At 72.6% G+C, this 15,017-nt stretch carries 15 protein-coding genes; 10 read left to right on the top strand and 5 right to left on the bottom strand.

All coding sequences use genetic code 11. The features are described 5' to 3' along the window. The first annotated feature begins 63 nt into the window (after nt 1-63). The 5 genes from AB0L00_RS20660 to AB0L00_RS20640 all read left to right on the top strand — a co-directional run bounded on the left by AB0L00_RS20660 (nt 64) and on the right by AB0L00_RS20640 (nt 4,999). Nucleotides 64-672: an anthrone oxygenase family protein gene (locus tag AB0L00_RS20660; RefSeq protein ID WP_364436349.1), complete on the top strand. Its 609-nt coding sequence runs from the start codon at nt 64-66 to the stop codon at nt 670-672. A 79-nt stretch (nt 673-751) separates the two neighbouring features. Next, nucleotides 752-1,390, top strand: a complete 639-nt coding sequence (locus AB0L00_RS20655) for a maleylpyruvate isomerase N-terminal domain-containing protein (protein WP_364436346.1) — start codon at nt 752-754, stop codon at nt 1,388-1,390. A 37-nt stretch (nt 1,391-1,427) separates the two neighbouring features. Next, nucleotides 1,428-2,135 carry an RraA family protein gene (locus AB0L00_RS20650; RefSeq protein ID WP_364436343.1) on the top strand — a complete coding sequence of 236 codons (708 nt, stop codon included), beginning with the start codon at nt 1,428-1,430 and terminating at the stop codon, nt 2,133-2,135. Between the two features lie 243 nt (nt 2,136-2,378). Then, entirely contained in the window at nt 2,379-3,845 is a 1,467-nt protein-coding gene (locus AB0L00_RS20645; RefSeq protein ID WP_364436341.1) for a hypothetical protein, read from the top strand. Continuing rightward, a complete protein-coding gene (locus tag AB0L00_RS20640; protein ID WP_364436338.1) occupies nt 3,833-4,999 on the top strand; it encodes a hypothetical protein in 1,167 nt (388 codons plus the stop codon). Before AB0L00_RS20645 ends, AB0L00_RS20640 begins: the two co-directional genes overlap by 13 nt. Before the next feature lies 1 nt (nt 5,000). Here AB0L00_RS20640 and AB0L00_RS20635 read toward each other — a convergent pair whose 3' ends face one another. Both AB0L00_RS20635 and AB0L00_RS20630 read right to left on the bottom strand, forming a co-directional pair. Next, nucleotides 5,001-6,953, bottom strand: a complete 1,953-nt coding sequence (locus AB0L00_RS20635; RefSeq protein ID WP_364436335.1) for a potassium transporter Kup — start codon at nt 6,951-6,953, stop codon at nt 5,001-5,003. A gap of 59 nt (nt 6,954-7,012) precedes the next feature. After that, nucleotides 7,013-7,954: an SDR family NAD(P)-dependent oxidoreductase gene (locus AB0L00_RS20630; RefSeq protein ID WP_364436333.1), complete on the bottom strand. Its 942-nt coding sequence runs from the start codon at nt 7,952-7,954 to the stop codon at nt 7,013-7,015. Nucleotides 7,955-8,107: 153 nt separating this feature from the next. Here AB0L00_RS20630 and AB0L00_RS20625 point away from each other — a divergent pair, with 153 nt between their 5' ends. Next, the gene (locus AB0L00_RS20625) at nt 8,108-8,680 is read left to right on the top strand and encodes a helix-turn-helix domain-containing protein (RefSeq protein WP_364436331.1); all 573 of its coding nucleotides are present in this window, start codon (nt 8,108-8,110) and stop codon (nt 8,678-8,680) included. An 11-nt stretch (nt 8,681-8,691) separates the two neighbouring features. Here AB0L00_RS20625 and AB0L00_RS20620 read toward each other — a convergent pair whose 3' ends face one another. After that, the gene (locus AB0L00_RS20620) at nt 8,692-9,765 is read right to left on the bottom strand and encodes an alkene reductase (protein WP_364436328.1); all 1,074 of its coding nucleotides are present in this window, start codon (nt 9,763-9,765) and stop codon (nt 8,692-8,694) included. A 114-nt stretch (nt 9,766-9,879) separates the two neighbouring features. Here AB0L00_RS20620 and AB0L00_RS20615 point away from each other — a divergent pair, with 114 nt between their 5' ends. After that, a complete protein-coding gene (locus tag AB0L00_RS20615) occupies nt 9,880-10,257 on the top strand; it encodes a MerR family transcriptional regulator (RefSeq protein WP_364436325.1) in 378 nt (125 codons plus the stop codon). Here the strand turns inward: AB0L00_RS20615 and AB0L00_RS20610 are convergent, their stop codons facing one another. Continuing rightward, entirely contained in the window at nt 10,258-11,007 is a 750-nt protein-coding gene (locus AB0L00_RS20610) for an HAD family hydrolase (RefSeq protein ID WP_364436322.1), read from the bottom strand. A gap of 37 nt (nt 11,008-11,044) precedes the next feature. Then, a complete protein-coding gene (locus AB0L00_RS20605) occupies nt 11,045-11,692 on the bottom strand; it encodes a TetR/AcrR family transcriptional regulator (RefSeq protein WP_364436319.1) in 648 nt (215 codons plus the stop codon). 62 nt (nt 11,693-11,754) lie between these two features. On the opposite strand from AB0L00_RS20605, the gene paaZ reads away from it, so the two are divergent. Genes paaZ through paaB form a run of 3 tightly spaced genes read left to right on the top strand, consistent with a single transcriptional unit; the run spans nt 11,755 to nt 15,013 of the window. Further along, nucleotides 11,755-13,806: a phenylacetic acid degradation bifunctional protein PaaZ gene (gene paaZ, locus AB0L00_RS20600; protein WP_364436317.1), complete on the top strand. Its 2,052-nt coding sequence runs from the start codon at nt 11,755-11,757 to the stop codon at nt 13,804-13,806. Then, nucleotides 13,803-14,741, top strand: coding sequence for a 1,2-phenylacetyl-CoA epoxidase subunit PaaA (gene paaA / locus AB0L00_RS20595; protein WP_364436315.1), 939 nt, complete (start codon nt 13,803-13,805; stop codon nt 14,739-14,741). Before paaZ ends, paaA begins: the two co-directional genes overlap by 4 nt. Continuing rightward, complete coding sequence (paaB, locus tag AB0L00_RS20590) at nt 14,738-15,013, top strand: 1,2-phenylacetyl-CoA epoxidase subunit PaaB (protein WP_345350051.1); 276 nt, start codon at nt 14,738-14,740, stop codon at nt 15,011-15,013. The genes paaA and paaB overlap by 4 nt, the downstream gene beginning before the upstream one ends. Nucleotides 15,014-15,017: the final 4 nt, after the last annotated feature.

Genomic DNA, 15,017 nt, shown 5'->3' with positions numbered 1-15,017 from the left:
ATGAACATGTATTGAATAGCTTCAGCCATGGGCAGTCTCACCCGTGCGCCGTTGAATTGAGCCATGGCACTGAAGAACCTGCAGACCGTTCTGCTGCTCGCGGCGACCGTCACGACCGGGCTCATGGCCGGCTTGTTCGCAGCCTTCGCGTACTCGGTGATGCCCGGCCTGCGCCGCAGCGACGACCGCGCGTTCGTCGAGGTGATGCAGAACATCAACAAGGCGATCATCAACGGCTGGTTCATGCTCTGTTTCATGGGCGCGCTGGTGTTCCTCATCGGCGCGGCCGTACTGGCGTGGCGCGGCCACGGGCGGCCGGCCCTGCCCTGGATCGTCGCCGCGCTGGTCCTCTACCTGGTGATGTTCTTCGTCACGAGCGGGGTGAACGTCCCCCTCAACAACCAGCTCGCCAAGGCCGGCCATCCCCGGCACCTCGCCGAGCTGGCCGCCGTACGCCATCAGTTCGAGGCCCGGTGGGTCACCTGGAACGTCGTCCGCGCGGTCGCGAACCTCGCCGCGTTCGCCTGCCTCGCCTGGGCCCTGGTCGTGTACGGCGCGCACCGCGACGAGCCGGGTGCCGCCCCCGGCCGGCACTCGGCGGCGACGCCGGGCGAGGCGTGGGAAGAGGGGACCGTGACGCATCACATGGGCGCCGAGGGCCGTCGGCTGTGAGACGCTGTGTCGCGGCGCGCGGGCTGCCGGGTCGACGGGCGTTCCGCGGCCGCGTACGCCGCTGCGAGGGGTGAGAGCCATGACCGGTACGACGGACGACTTCCTGGCCGTGGCCCGCTCGGCGGCGGCACTGCTGCGCGACCCGGCGGTGGCCGCCCGATGGAGCGAGCCGAGCGCGCTTCCCGAGTTCGGGGTGAGCGGCCTCGCCGGCCACCTCGCCTACCAGGTCCTCGCCATCCCGCAGGTCTTGGCCCAGCCGGTTCCGCAGGAGCCGTGCGTCCCTTTGCTGGAGCACTACGCCCGGGTGGACTGGACCGACGCCGGTCTCGACGCCGAGATCAACGTCCGCATCCGGCGGGGCGGCGAGGAGAAGGCGGCCGGCGGGCCGCAGGCGTTGGCGGCGGAGGTCGACGCCGCCATCGAGCGGTTGACGGGCGACCTCGCCGCCGCTCCGGACCGGCCGGTGCGCCTCCCGTTCTGGGGGCCTTGGTCGTCGACCCTGGACGACCTGCTGGTCTCCCGGATGATGGAGCTGGCGGTCCATTCGGACGACCTCGCCGTCAGCGTGGGGATCCCGACTCCGGCGCTCCCCCAGAGCGCCGTCGAGACGGTGGTCGACCTGCTGACCCGCCTCGCCGTACGCCGGCACGGCCCGACCGGCGTGCTGCGCGCCCTGAGCCGCGCCGAGCGGGCCCCGGCCACGATCGCGGCGTTCTGACGACCGGACGCCGAGCGAGAGCAGAGAGGAACCACGGATGGATGAGAAGGATCTCGGGCGGCGCTTCGAGGCGCTGACCACCGCCCATGTGGCGGACGCGTGCATCCGCGCCGGCCTGGCCGTGCGCTGCGCGCCCGCCGCGATGAGCGCCGTGGAGCCCGGGACCCGCCTGCTGGGCCGCGCGCGTCCCGCCCGGCACCTCGGCAGCGTCGACATCTTCCTGGAGGCGTTCGAGGAGGCGACGCCCGGCGAGGTCCTGGTGGTCGACAACGACGGGCGGCTCGACGAGGCGTGCGTCGGCGACCTGGTCGTCCTGGAGGCCACGGCGGCCGGGCTGACGGGCATCGCGATCTGGGGACTGCACCGCGACACCGCCGACATCCGGGCGATCGGGCTGCCGGTCTTCAGCCTGGGGGCGATCTCGACCGGCCCGCTCAGCCTCCGTGACCGGCCCGCGGACGCGCTCACATCGGCCACCGTGGGCGACCACGTCGTGACCGGCGACGACCTGGTGCTCGGCGACGACGACGGCGTGCTGTTCGTCCCGGCCGCCGAGGCCGAGCGCCTCCTGACGATCGCGGAACGGATCCGCGACACCGAGCGGGCGCAGGCCGAGCGGATCCGCGCGGGCGTCTCGCTCCGCGAGCAGGTCGGCTTCGCCGCCTACCTCGCCGCGCGCCGCGAGGAGCCGTCGCTGACGTTCCGCGAGCACCTGCGGTCGGTGGGCGGCGCGATCGAGGAGTGAGCGGCCGAGACCGAACGGTGCCGATCGACGAGGGGCATCCGAGGTCGATGGGTGCGGCGGTCGAGGAGTGAAAACCCGGCGCCTCACCGGAAACCCGGGTGAAGCGGGCGCGGGGCCGGTGCTACGGTTCCGGAGCCGGCCGCGGGACTCCGGTGCGACTTCCGGAACCCGCCTGTAAAGCGAAGATTCGCAGCTCGTGCCCCCATTCCCCGGCCGGCCTCCCCTCCCCGGAAGGTGCGGACCGTGACGCGTGCCCAGACCAGCGCGGACCTGATCGCCGCGGAGGACGTCCTGCTGTTCGTCAACGCGGCGATCACGTCCACCGGCCAGCGCGAGTTCCACTCCGGCGCCGACGAGCAGCGCCTGTCCCTGGACTTCCTGCACCAGTACCTGCTCGGCAACTACCGCGACCTGTACGCCGCGACGCTGGCCCTGGACGTCAACGACCACAACGCGGTGCTCATCGCGCGGAACCTCCTGGTCACCGCGGCGGAGGCGAGCCCCGCCCAGCGCCGCGCCGAGGGCGGGCTGATCGCCCGGCGGCTCGCCCTGCTGCCGCCGCAGCGGGTGTACGGGCTGTTCCGGCAGCTGCGCCGGGCCCGGGTCAACAACCGGCGGACCCGGGCGATCATGCGGGACTGGCTGGCCGCCCGCCCCGACCCGGCGTTCGACGCGGTGAAGTACCGGGCGGCGGTCAAGGACGCGGTCCGGCACGCGCACCTGGCGCCCGCCGGGGAGCTGGGCCCGTTCCTGTTCACTCCCCACCGGCCCGCCGCGTACCGGACGCCGATCCTGGAGACCTGGCGGCGCGCCCACTACGAGCAGGCGGCGATCTACGACCTGCCGTACACGGTGGCGGAGGGGTTCGCGGCCCGGCACGGCGTCCCGCGCGCGGCGTTCCTGGAGCGGGTCGCGCCCCGGCTCACCCGGCTCGAGCGGCTGCGCCTGCAGGAGTCCGCGCGCCGTCTGAAGGCCGGCGCGGTGGCGGCCGACCTGACCACGATGCCGCTGACCCGGCTGGCGTCGTACGTGCTCGGCCTCCCCCTGGCGGACCGGCAGGACCGCCGTGCCGAGCTGACGGCGGCGCTGCGCGCGGCGGCCCGCCGCGCGGCGGGCGAGCAGGCGGGGCGCTGGGGAACGGTGGCCGCGGTGCTCGACGACAGCTTCTCGGCGTACGGCTCGGGCCAGAAGCGCCGCCGGCCACTCGCCGTGGCGCTGGCCTGCCACTTCCTGCTGGAGGCGCTGGCGGCGGAGTACACCCCGCTGTGGCTGTCGGGCCGCACCGACGCGCTGTCGGTCCGGCCGTACGGGCCGACGCCGCTCGGCGAGCGGATCCTCGACGCGCTGGAGCTCGGCACGGATCGCCTCGTCATCGTGTCCGACGGATGGGACAACGCGCCGCCGGGGCTGGCCGGTGAGGTGCTGCGGATCTGGCGCACCCGGCTCGACCCGTCCCACGCCTGCGCCGTCGTCCACCTCAACCCGGTGTACGACGCCGCCGACTTCGACGTACGGCGCCTCGCGCCGACCGTCCCGACCGCCGGCATCCGGGACGCCGAGAACCTCGTCGCGCTGGTCGAGCTGGCGCGGTTCGCGGAGGGGCGTACCGGGCTCCCGGAGCTGCGCGCCCACCTGGCCCGGCGCGTCGCGGAATTCCTGTCTGAGGAGCGGGTCATGAGTCCGACGGAGGAGGCTTCATGGCCGAGCTGACGCTGAACGGTCTCACCACCCGGCCGTCACAGGTGTGGGGCGGGGTGCGGCTCGTGCCGCTCGTCCGGGAGGAGCCGATCGAGGACCTGCGGCTCGACGCCCGGCTCTACGACGCCGACGCCGGAGTCGTCGCGGTCGACCCGCGGACCGTCTACTGCTCCTACATCCCGCACGGTTACGTGGCGACCTGGGCGGACGACGGCGCACCGGCCGCCGCGTACGGCACCCAGCTCCGGGACTCCGCCGAGCGCGACCGCGCGCCCGACCGGATGCGGCTGCGGTTCCACCGCCGGATGGCCCGGCGGCTCGACAAGAACCGGCTGCGCTTCCTCCCCCTGCACCTGGCGCTGGAGGGCTACCTGGCGCTGCACTTCGGCGGGCCCGAGCTCGCGTGGGAGGAGTGGTCGCAGCAGGCGATCCGCCGCGGGCTCTCCCCGCGGGCCGAGGAGGCGTACACGGGCGGCGCGGTCCGCGGCCTGGCCGACGCCCTGCGGGTGTTCGAGATCCATCCGGGGCAGTGCGGCGTCCTCGTCCATGTCGCGGACGCGCTCGCCGCCGCGTTCGTGGTGCCGCATCCCGCCGACTACCGCGCTCTGCACGCGACGCTGGTCCACGACCTGTACGGCGAGCTGATCTACCACTACGCGATGCTGGGCGGGCCGGTGCCCGCCTTCGGCGCCCGCATCGACGACACGGCGGTGCGTTCGCTCGCCGACCTGCGGGCCGCCGCCCGGACGCAGCGGGACGAGTGGGCGGCCTTTCACGACGGCGTCATGGCGGGCGGGCTGCTGGGCGGCGACTACACCTACGACCACGTCCAGCGGGTGGGGCCGTACCGCCTGTCCCGGCTGCTGCCGTCCTTTGAACGGCAGCGGGAGAACCACCTCGGTGAGCTCATCGCCGACGACGCCGGGCGGCTCGCGTACCTCAAGACCTTCCGGCTGTCGGAGAACCAGGTCCGGCGCGGTCACCTGCTCACCCGGCTCGCCGCCGGCGACTGGCGGCTGTCCACCACGGCGGCCGCCATGGGCGTCACCGAGCCCGAGCTGGTCCGGCGGATCGAGGCGGCCGGCTTCGGGTACCTGCTCCGCCAGGACGTCCGCGACCACTACCGCGCCCGGGCCCGCCGCGGCGCGCCCGGGCGGGAACGGTAGATCAGACGTCCACCTGGGTGCCCATGACGACGGTGCGCCCCTCCGGCAGGCGGAAGTACTCGGCGGGGCTCGCGGCGTTGTTGGCCAGGGTGAGGAACAGCCGCTTGCGCCAGCGGCTCATGCCGGGCTCCCGGGTGAGGCGCAGGGTGCCACGCGACAGGAAGTACGAGGCGTGGTCGGGGTCGATGTCGAGCAGTTCGCCGTCCTCGCCCTTCGCCTGCGACGCGGCGAGCCGCAGGGCCGCCGGGAGGTCCTGGTCGTCCTGGAAGCCGTACTTGATCGTGACGTGCACGATCCCGTCGTCCCGGTAGCCCAGGTCGTCGACGGCGATCCGCTGGTCCTGGGGAACGTGCGGGATGGTGTCGTACGTCACCGAGACGATCACGACGTGCTCGTGCAGGACGTGGTTGTGGTCCAGGTTGGCCCGCAGCGCCAGCGGGGTGGTCTCCTTCCCCGGGTGGGGGAACACCGCGGTGCCCGGCACCCGCGGCACCTTCATCGAGCGCAGCTTCCGCACGAGGTCGGCCAGCGCGCCCTCCTTCTCGTTCCGGCGAACCGTGACGATCTCCCGGCCCCGCTCCCATGTCTTCATCACGGTGAACACGGAGACCGCGATCAGCAGCGGCAGCCAGCCGCCGTGCGTGACCTTCGTCAGGTTGGCCGCGAAGTAGGTGATCTCGGCGCCGCCGATCACGACGCCGATCAGCACGAGCCGCCACACCGGCCACCGCCACTGCGCCCGCGCGATGACCAGGAACAGGATCGTCGTGATGATGAGGGTCCCGGTGACCGCCACGCCGTACGCCGTCGCCAGGTGCTCGGAGGACTTGAAGCCGAACATCAGCGCCAGCACGCCGATGAACAGGATCCAGTTGACCGCGGGGACGTACACCTGCCCGATCTCCCGTGGCGAGGTGTGCCGGATCCGCAGGTACGGCAGGAAACCGAGCCGTACGGCCTGCCGGGAGACCGAGAAGGCCCCGGTGATCACCGCCTGGGAGGCGATCACCGTGGCCGCGGTCGCGAGGATCACCATGGGCAGCCGCGCCCAGCCCGGCAGCAGCAGGAAGAACGGGTTGGCGACGCTCTTGGGGTCGCGCAGGATCAGCGCGCCCTGGCCCAGGTAGTTGAGCGTGAGGGCCGGGAACACCACGCCGAACCAGGCGCGCCGGATGGGCCGGCGGCCGAAGTGCCCCATGTCGGCGTACAGCGCCTCGGCGCCGGTGATCGCCAGGACGACCGCGCCCATCGCGATGAACGCGATGTAGGGGTGGTCCAGCACGAAGGCGCCGGCGTACGTCGGCGACAGCCCGAGCACGATGCGCGGCTTCCGCAGCACCTCCGCGAGACCCGCGAGGGCGATCGCCGCGAACCAGACCACCATGACCGGCCCGAACAGCTTGCCGACGCGGTGCGTGCCCCAGCGTTGCGCGAGGAAGAGCAGGGTGAGGATCGCCGCCGCGATCGGCAGGATGAGGTGGGAGACGGCGGGCGTGGAGACCTTGAGGCCCTCCACCGCCGACAGCACCGAGACCGCCGGGGTGATCACGCTGTCGCCGTAGAACAGCGAGGCGCCGAACACGCCGAGGGCCATCGCGACCACGGCCTTGCCGCGCACGCCGCCCAGCACCCGGCGCACCAGGGCGGCCAGCGCCATCACTCCGCCTTCGCCCTCGTTGTCGGCGCGCAGGATGAAGATCACGTACTTCACCGACACGATCAGCGTGACCGACCAGAACACCATGGAGATCACGCCGTAGACGTCGCCGCTCGTCGGGCGGACCGCCCCGTTGTCGATGCGGAACACCGTCTGAAGGGAGTACAACGGGCTCGTGCCGATGTCGCCGTAGACGACCCCGAGGGCACCCAGCATCAAGGCCAACAGCCCGGACCGGTGCTCGGACGCGCCCGGCCCGGACTTCGATGCGGTGTCCCGCACCACTGAATCGGTCATGTGCCCATACCTACCTGACGGCGGAAGGGGCCACACGCCCGGGTGGCCGATACGCCGTGTCAGGCCAGGGTGTCGACGGACACCTGCCACAGCCGCTCGGCGGCCTCGGGGGCGACGGCGTACGCCGCGACGCCCCGGCGGATGCCGGGCACGCTCGGCTCCGCCTCCTGGCAGTCCTCGAAGTAACGGCCGCCGACCCCGTCGAGCAGCGGTGACGTGGCGACCAGTACGGAGGTGGCGGCACCCTGCTCGGGCGTCTTCCAGGAGGGGCCGTCGCCGCCCATCCGGGCCAGCATCCGCTCGAGCTCCTCGTCCGTAAGGTAGCGCTGCAGGTTGCTGCGGATCGCGCCGGGCATGACGGCGTTGACGGTGATGCCGTCGCCGGGCCACCGCTTCGCCGCCTCGACGGCGAACAGGACGTTGGCGGTCTTGGACTGCCCGTAGGCGAGCCACGGATCGTAGGGGCGCTCGCGGAAGTGGATGTCCTCGAACACCACCGGCGAGTTCAGGTGCGCGCGGGAGCTGACCGACACGACCCGGGCCCCGCCCGCCGCGGCGAGCGCTCCGTGCAGCCCGGTGGCCAGCGCGAAGTGGCCGAGGTGGTTCGTCGCGAACTGCAGCTCCCAGCCCTCCGGCGTGCGCATCTCGGGCGAGGCCATGACGCCGGCGTTGTTGACGAGGATGTGCAGCGGGCCGTCCCACGCGGCGACGAACGCCGCGACGGACGCCCGGTCGGCGAGGTCCAGCGGGGCGACGAGAACCTGCTTGTTGCCGGTCGTCCCGATGATGTCGTCGGCGGTGCGCCGTCCCGCCTCTTCGTTCCGTACGGCCAGAGTCACCTCCGCCCCGGCGCCGGCGAGCGCTCGGGCGGTCTCGACGCCGATGCCGGAGGCGCCACCGGTCACGATGGCGCGGCGGCCGGTCAGGTCGATGCCCGCCACGACCTCGGCGGCCGTGGACTCGGCGGTGAACGGCGTGGTGATGCGGGCACTGCTGGTCATGGTAATTCCGTTCTCCTCAATGGCGGAGGGATCCGGATAGGCTGAAACCGGAGGATCCTCCGCTAATGGGAGATTAATCGGAGGATCCTCCGGTTTGCAAATCGCCCGCCGAAGACCGACAGTCGGCTGGTCACCGATCGACGAGGAGGCACCGTGCCGGCCACCGGGCCCCGTCCCCTTCGCGCCGACGCCCGGCGCAACCGAGAACGGCTGCTCGAGGCCGCCGTCCGGGCGTTCGCGCAGGAGGGCCCGGACGCCACGCTCGACGCGATCGCCAAGGACGCGGGCGTCGGCATCGGGACGCTCTACCGCCACTTCCCGACCCGCGAGGCGCTGGTCGAGGCGGCCTACCGCAACGAGCTCGCGCGCCTGTGCGACGCCGCGCCGGAGCTCCTGCGCACCCTGCCGCCCGATGAGGCGGCCCGCGCCTGGATGGACCGCTTCATCGAGTACATGGCGGCCAAGCAGCACATGGGCGAGGCGCTGCGCGCCGTCATCGCCTCGGGCGGGAACCCGTTCGCGGAGAGCCGCGCCCGGCTGGTGACGGCGATCGAGACCCTGCTCCAGGCAGGCGCCGCCACGGGCACCCTGCGCTCGGACGCCGACCCGATGGCCGTCCTCACCAGCCTCAGCGGGGTGTCCCTCGCCGCCGGCGAGCCGGACCGGCGCGACCGGGCCCGCGGCTCGCTCGACCTCCTGGTCGACGGCCTCCGCTACCGCCCCTGACCGAGAGGGCGTCAGGCCGTGTGCTGGTAGGCCGGGTAGGTCAGGTAGCCGGCGTCGCCGCCCTGATAGGCCGTGGCCTCGTCGACGGGGGCGATCGGCACTCCGAGGCGCAGCCGCTCGACCAGGTCGGGGTTGGCGATGAAGGCGCGGCCGAAGCTGATCAGCTCGGCCCCGAGCCCGAGCCAGTGGTCGGCGTCCTCCCGGCTCGTCTGCTTCGGCCCCATCGGCAGGACCGGGTTCATGACCAGGGTGCCCGGCCAGGCGCGGCGCAGGCCGACCAGCACGTCCTCGTCGGTGGTGGCCTCGATGTGGATGTAGGCGATCTCCAGGCGCGTCAACTCGGCCAGCAGCGCGGCGTAGAGCTCGGGAACGTCGTTCTCCGCGACTCCCCAGAACGTTCCGCCCGGGGAGAGACGGATGCCGGTCCGGGCCGGGCCGACGGCCTCGACGGTCGCTGCCACCGCCTCGACGGCGAACCGGATGCGGTTCGCGACCGAGCCGCCGTAACGGTCCGTGCGCAGGTTCGCGTTGGACGAGAGGAACTGGGAGATCAGATAGCCGTTGGCGCCGTGTAGCTCGACGCCGTCGAACCCGGCGTCGACGGCCCGGCGGGCCGCCTCGGCGTACGACCGGGCGTGCTCGGGAACCTCGGCGGTCTCCAGGGCGCGCGGCGTCGGCGCCGGCTGCGGCCCGTTCGGGGTGAACACATCGCCGACGGCGGGGACGGCCGAGGGACCGACCGGCTGGGAACCCGTCGTTTCGGGGTGCGAGACCCGGCCGCCGTGCATGATCTGGGCGAAGATCCGTCCCCCGTTGGCGTGGACGGCGCCGGTCACGGGCCGCCAGGAGGCGACCTGCTCATCGGTGTGCAGTCCCGGCGTGCCGGGATTGGACTGCCCGATCAGGCTCGGCTGCACCCCCTCGCTGACGATCAGCCCGGCCGTCGCCCGCTGGGCGTAGTACGTCGCCATCGACGGCGTCGCCAGACCACCGGCCGCGGCCCGGACCCGGGTCATCGGCGCCATCACGATCCGGTTCGGCAGCGTCAGGTCACCGAGCCGGTAGCTGCTGAAAAGGGGGGTCATGTCAGGTCTCCTCCGTTCCGCCGTGCCCGGATCTCGGACACAGCGGTACGCTAAAACCTGACATTGACGTCAGAGGCAAGCGCTGTGGCGTAGTTCACAGACGGAGGGATGACGATGCGCATCGGAGAACTCGCCGCACGGACCGGCGTCAGCGTCCGATCCCTGCGCTACTACGAGGAGCAGGGCCTGCTCACCAGCGTCCGCAGCGCCAGCGGGCAACGGCACTACACGGAGGACGACGTCGAGCGGGTGGCATTCATCCAGCGGCTGTACGCCGCGGGCCTGTCCAGCCGCACCATCACCGAACTGCTGCCCTGCGTCGACGCACCCAGCGAGGAGCACTCCGACGCCGCGCTGGAGCGGATGGCCCAGGAACGCGAGCGGCTGTCGCAGCACATCACCGAGCTCATCCGCACCCGCGACGCCCTCGACCGCGTGGTCGCCATCGCACGAGCCCACCGCGAAACGCTGCGAACGCCGATCGCCGGCTGATCACTCCCCCGCCGCCCGATCCATCAGCCCCGGCACCTCGCGCAGTGTCGCGATCTCATGGGTCGGAGCCGGATCCCCGGGCCGGCGCGTCACACCGCCCCGATTGAGCCAGACGTCAGCGCCCAACCGGGCATTCTGGGCGCCAAGGACATCGGTGGTGAGGCTGTCCCCGACGTGCCACACCGATTCCGGTTCGACGCCCAACCGACGGATGGCCAGGTCGAAGATCGCCTTCTCCGGCTTGGCGGCCCCGACCTCGGCGGACACGACGATCTCGTCGAAGCGTCGGTCGAGTCCCGTCGCCGCCATCTTGTCCCGCTGCGCGTCACCAGGGCCGTTCGTGACGACGGCCAGGACGTCGACGCGCTCTCGGAGAGCGACGAGCACCTCCGCGACGTCGTCGAACAGCCGATAGCTGCCGCGTCGATCGCGCGTATAGAGGTCGAGCGCGCGTCCGGCGAGGCTCTCGCTCTCGTACCCGCACGCCGAGAGCGCTCGCTGCCAGAGTTCTCCCCAGATGGCGCGGGCCTCAGCAGATCCGCCGGCCGAGCGCGCGATGATGCCCTCGGCCCCTCCCAGATGGGCGGCGTAGGCGCCGGTGTACGCGTCGAAGACGCGATCAGGATGGATGTGCGGGGCATCCGCCGTCAGCGCCGCGCACACCCGGCGTACGGTCGCGTGCCACGCGGCCCGGTCGTAGTCGACGAGCGTCGCGTCGAGGTCGAAGAACACCGCCCGGATCGGCCGCATCCCGGCATCCTAGTAAGCCCCCATCCGCGGAGAGGCATCAGGAGGTGCGGGTGCGGAGGCCGTCGAAGGCGACCTTCGCGACGGCGTCCGCGAGCTCGGGGCCGCCGATGTGGCCGTGCGGGCGGTACCACTCGATCAGCGAGTTGACCAGGCCGAAGAGCAGGCGGGCGGTGGTGGCCGGGTCGACGTCGCTCCGCAGGTCGCCGTCGGCGACGGCGTCGGCGACGAGCCCGGCGACGATGCGGTCGAACTCCCGCCGCCGCTCCAGCGCGTCCCGCTCGACCTGGGTGTTGCCGCGCACCCGCAGCAGCAGCGTGACGAACGGCAGCCGCTCGACCAGGACCGTCACACTGCCCCGGACGAGGTGCTCGAGGCGGTCGACGGCCCGCCCGGGCACGGAGTCGAGCTCGTCGACCAGCGCGAACAGCCCGTCGAGGGCGCGGCCTGTGGCCAGCCGCAGCAGCTCCTGCTTGCTCGGGACGTGATGGTAGATCGCGGCCTTGGTGACGCCGAGCTCGCGGGCGAGGTCGTCCATGCTCGTGCCGTCGAAGCCACGCTCGTTGAACAGGCCGACCGCGACCCGCAGCAGGGACTCCCGGTCGTAGCCGGGCCGACCGCGCCGGGTCTGCCGCGCTCCGGACGACGCGGCCGAGCGGCCACCCGGCCGCCCCCTTCCCTCCGCCATGGGAGAACGGTAGCATGAATTACCTACCGTTCGGTCAGTAAATCGATCTGGAGGCCGGCTCCATGACCGCACTGCACAGCTACGTCGGCGGCCGGTGGCAGGCGCCGACGGGCGAGGGCATCCCGCTGCACGACGCGGCGACCGGCGAGCAGATCGCCCGCGTCTCCACGGCGGGGATCGACCTGGCCGCCGCCCTGGACCACGGCCGCCGCGTCGGCGGGCCCGCGCTGCGCGAGCTCACCTTCCACCAGCGCGCGGCCCTGCTGAAGGCGCTCGCCTCACACCTGCGCGAGCACCGCGAGGAGCTCTACGCGCTGTCGGCCCGGACCGGCGCCACGCTGAACGACTCGCGCTTCGACGTGGACGGCGGCATCGGCGTGCTGTTCGCGTACGCGAGCCGGGGCCGCCGCGACCTGCCGAACGACACGGTCTACGTCGATGGGCCCGTCGAGCCGCTGGGCAAGGGCGGCACGTTCGTCGGGCAGCACGTCTGCACCCCGCTGCGCGGCGTCGCCGTCCAGATCAACGCGTTCAACTTCCCTGTGTGGGGGCCGCTGGAGAAGCTCGCCCCGGCGTTCCTGGCCGGGATGCCGAGCCTGATCAAGCCGGCGGAGCAGACCGCGTACCTCACCGAGCGGCTGGTCCGGCTGATCGTCGACTCCGGGCTGCTGCCGGACGGCGCCGTACAGCTCGTCTGCGGCCCGCCCGGTGACCTGCTCGACCACGTGACCGGCCAGGACCTGGTCGCGTTCACCGGCTCGGCCGCCACCGCGCGCAAGCTCCGCGCACACCCGGCGATCGTCGCCGAGGCGGCGCGGTTCACCGCCGAGGCCGACTCGCTGAACTGCTCGATCCTCGGGCCGGACGCCCGGCCCGGCACGCCGGAGTTCGACCTGTACGTCAAGCAGCTCGTCACCGAGATGACGGTGAAGGCGGGGCAGAAGTGCACCGCGATCCGGCGGGCCCTCGTCCCGGCCGAGCTGATGGACGACGTCGCGGCGGCGGTGTCCGAGCGGCTGGCCAAGGTCACCGTCGGCGACCCGTCCCGCGAGGACGTACGGATGGGGGCCCTCGCCAGCCTCGACCAGCGGGAGGAGGTCCGCCGGGCGGTCAAGGCGCTGCGCGGCGCCGCTCACCTGGTCTTCGGCGACCCCGACCACGTCGACGTGGTCGGCGCCGACGCCGACCGGGGCGCCTTCGTCTCCCCGATGCTGCTGCGCTGCGACGACCCCGACCGCGCCGAGCCGCACGAGGTGGAGGCGTTCGGACCGGTGTCGACACTGCTGCCGTACGACTCGGCCGAGCAGGCGATCGAGCTGGCCGCGCGCGGCCGGGGCAGCCTCGCCGGGTCCGTCGTCACCGCCGACACCGACTTCGCCCGGCGGATCGTGCTCGGCCTCGCGCCGTGGCACGGCCGGCTGCTCGTCCTCGACCGGGACGACGCGAAGGAGTCCACCGGGCACGGCTCGCCGCTGCCCGGCCTCGTGCACGGCGGGCCGGGCCGCGCGGGCGGCGGCGAGGAGATGGGCGGCCTGCGCGGCGTACTGCACCACATGCAGCGCACCGCCGTCCAGGGCGACCCGAAGACGCTGAGCGCGGTGACCGGCCGCTGGGTCGCGGGCGCCCCGAGGCGTACGCACGTGTCCGGCACGGGCGAGGGCGTGCACCCGTTCCGCAAGTCCCTCGCGGAGCTGCGGGTCGGCGACGCGGTGACCGCCGGGCCCCGCGCGGTCACGCTCGAGGACATCGACCACTTCGCCGAGTTCACCGGCGACACGTTCTACGCGCACACCGACGAGGAGGCGGCCCGGGCGAACCCGCTGTTCGGCGGGATCGTCGCCCACGGCTACCTGGTCGTGTCGCTGGCCGCCGGGCTGTTCGTCTCCCCGGAGCCCGGGCCCGTCCTGGCCAACTACGGCCTGGAGAACCTCCGGTTCCTCACCCCGGTGAAGCCCGGCGACGAGCTGACCGTGACGCTGACCGCCAAGCAGATCACGCCGCGCGCGAACGCCGACTACGGCGAGGTGCGCTGGGACGCCGACGTGACCAACCAGACCGGGGAGTCGGTGGCCAAGTACGACGTGCTCACCCTGGTCGCGAAGGAGGTCTCATGACGGCCGTCGCCGAGGAGGGCCTGGAGCGGCACTTCGAGCACACGATCGAGCGGGACCAGCGGATCGAGCCGCGCGACTGGATGCCGGACGCCTACCGCGCCACGATGATCCGCCAGATCGCGCAGCACGCGCACTCGGAGATCATCGGCATGCAACCGGAGGGCGACTGGATCACCCGCGCGCCCTCGCTGCGGCGCAAGGCGATCCTCCTGGCCAAGGTGCAGGACGAGGCGGGCCACGGCCTGTACCTCTACTCCGCCGCCGAGACGCTGGGCGTCGACCGGGCCGACCTGACGACCCGGCTGATCGAACGGCGGCAGAAGTACTCCTCGATCTTCAACTACCCGACGCTGACGTACGCCGACGTCGGGGTGATCGGCTGGCTCGTCGACGGGGCCGCGATCTGCAACCAGGTGCCGCTGTGCCGCAGCTCGTACGGCCCGTACGCCCGGGCGATGATCCGCATCTGCAAGGAGGAGTCGTTCCACCAGCGGCAGGGCTATGAGCTGCTGATGACGATGATGCGCGGCACCGACGCGCAGCGGGCCATGGTGCAGGACGCGGTGGACCGCTGGTGGTGGCCGAGCCTGATGATGTTCGGGCCGCCCGACGCGGACTCGCCGAACACCGCGCAGTCGATGGCCTGGAAGGTCAAGCGGCACACCAACGACGAGCTGCGCCAGCGGTTCGTCGACATGACGGTGCCGCAGGCCGACGCGCTGGGCGTCACGCTCCCCGACCCCGACCTCGCGTGGAACGCCGAGCGCGGCCACCACGACTTCGGCCCGATCGACTGGGACGAGTTCAAGCGGGTGCTGCGCGGCGACGGCCCGTGCAACGCCGAGCGCGTCGAGCGGCGCCGCCGCGCCCACGAGGACGGCGCGTGGGTGCGCGAGGCCGCCGCCGCCCACGCCGCGAAACGGAGGGACTCATGAACGATCTGTACGAGGTGTTCGTGCGGGGGAAGCGCGGGCTGAACCACGTGCACGTCGGCTCGCTGCACGCGCCCGACGACGAGATGGCGCTGCGCAACGCGCGGGACCTGTACACCCGCCGCAACGAGGGCGTGAGCATCTGGGTCGTGAAGGCGTCGCACATCGCGGCCTCCAGCCCGGACGAGAAGGACCCGTTCTTCGCGCCGTCGGCGGACAAGGTCTATCGGCACCCGACCTTCTACGACATCCCCGACGACGTGCCGCACATGTGATCGG

Source organism: Actinoallomurus sp. NPDC052308 (assembly GCF_040679195.1).
Classification (GTDB): Bacteria; Actinomycetota; Actinomycetes; order Streptosporangiales; family Streptosporangiaceae; genus Actinoallomurus; species Actinoallomurus liliacearum.
The sequence above is the reverse complement of the archived record's forward strand: the minus strand, read 5'-3'. Positions and strand labels throughout refer to the sequence as shown.

What these genes read in the sequence shown, in the direction of transcription:
- paaB (WP_345350051.1), top strand. Translation starts at nt 14,738, where the DNA reads ATGAACGATCTGTACGAGGTGTTCGTGCGGGGGAAGCGCGGGCTGAAC.
- AB0L00_RS20660 (WP_364436349.1), top strand. Translation starts at nt 64, where the DNA reads ATGGCACTGAAGAACCTGCAGACCGTTCTGCTGCTCGCGGCGACCGTC.
- AB0L00_RS20605 (WP_364436319.1), bottom strand. Translation starts at nt 11,692, where the DNA reads ATGGCGGAGGGAAGGGGGCGGCCGGGTGGCCGCTCGGCCGCGTCGTCC.
- AB0L00_RS20635 (WP_364436335.1), bottom strand. Translation starts at nt 6,953, where the DNA reads ATGACCGATTCAGTGGTGCGGGACACCGCATCGAAGTCCGGGCCGGGC.
- AB0L00_RS20650 (WP_364436343.1), top strand. Translation starts at nt 1,428, where the DNA reads ATGGATGAGAAGGATCTCGGGCGGCGCTTCGAGGCGCTGACCACCGCC.
- AB0L00_RS20620 (WP_364436328.1), bottom strand. Translation starts at nt 9,765, where the DNA reads ATGACCCCCCTTTTCAGCAGCTACCGGCTCGGTGACCTGACGCTGCCG.
- paaA (WP_364436315.1), top strand. Translation starts at nt 13,803, where the DNA reads ATGACGGCCGTCGCCGAGGAGGGCCTGGAGCGGCACTTCGAGCACACG.
- AB0L00_RS20610 (WP_364436322.1), bottom strand. Translation starts at nt 11,007, where the DNA reads ATGCGGCCGATCCGGGCGGTGTTCTTCGACCTCGACGCGACGCTCGTC.
- paaZ (WP_364436317.1), top strand. Translation starts at nt 11,755, where the DNA reads ATGACCGCACTGCACAGCTACGTCGGCGGCCGGTGGCAGGCGCCGACG.
- AB0L00_RS20630 (WP_364436333.1), bottom strand. Translation starts at nt 7,954, where the DNA reads ATGACCAGCAGTGCCCGCATCACCACGCCGTTCACCGCCGAGTCCACG.
- AB0L00_RS20640 (WP_364436338.1), top strand. Translation starts at nt 3,833, where the DNA reads ATGGCCGAGCTGACGCTGAACGGTCTCACCACCCGGCCGTCACAGGTG.
- AB0L00_RS20615 (WP_364436325.1), top strand. Translation starts at nt 9,880, where the DNA reads ATGCGCATCGGAGAACTCGCCGCACGGACCGGCGTCAGCGTCCGATCC.
- AB0L00_RS20655 (WP_364436346.1), top strand. Translation starts at nt 752, where the DNA reads ATGACCGGTACGACGGACGACTTCCTGGCCGTGGCCCGCTCGGCGGCG.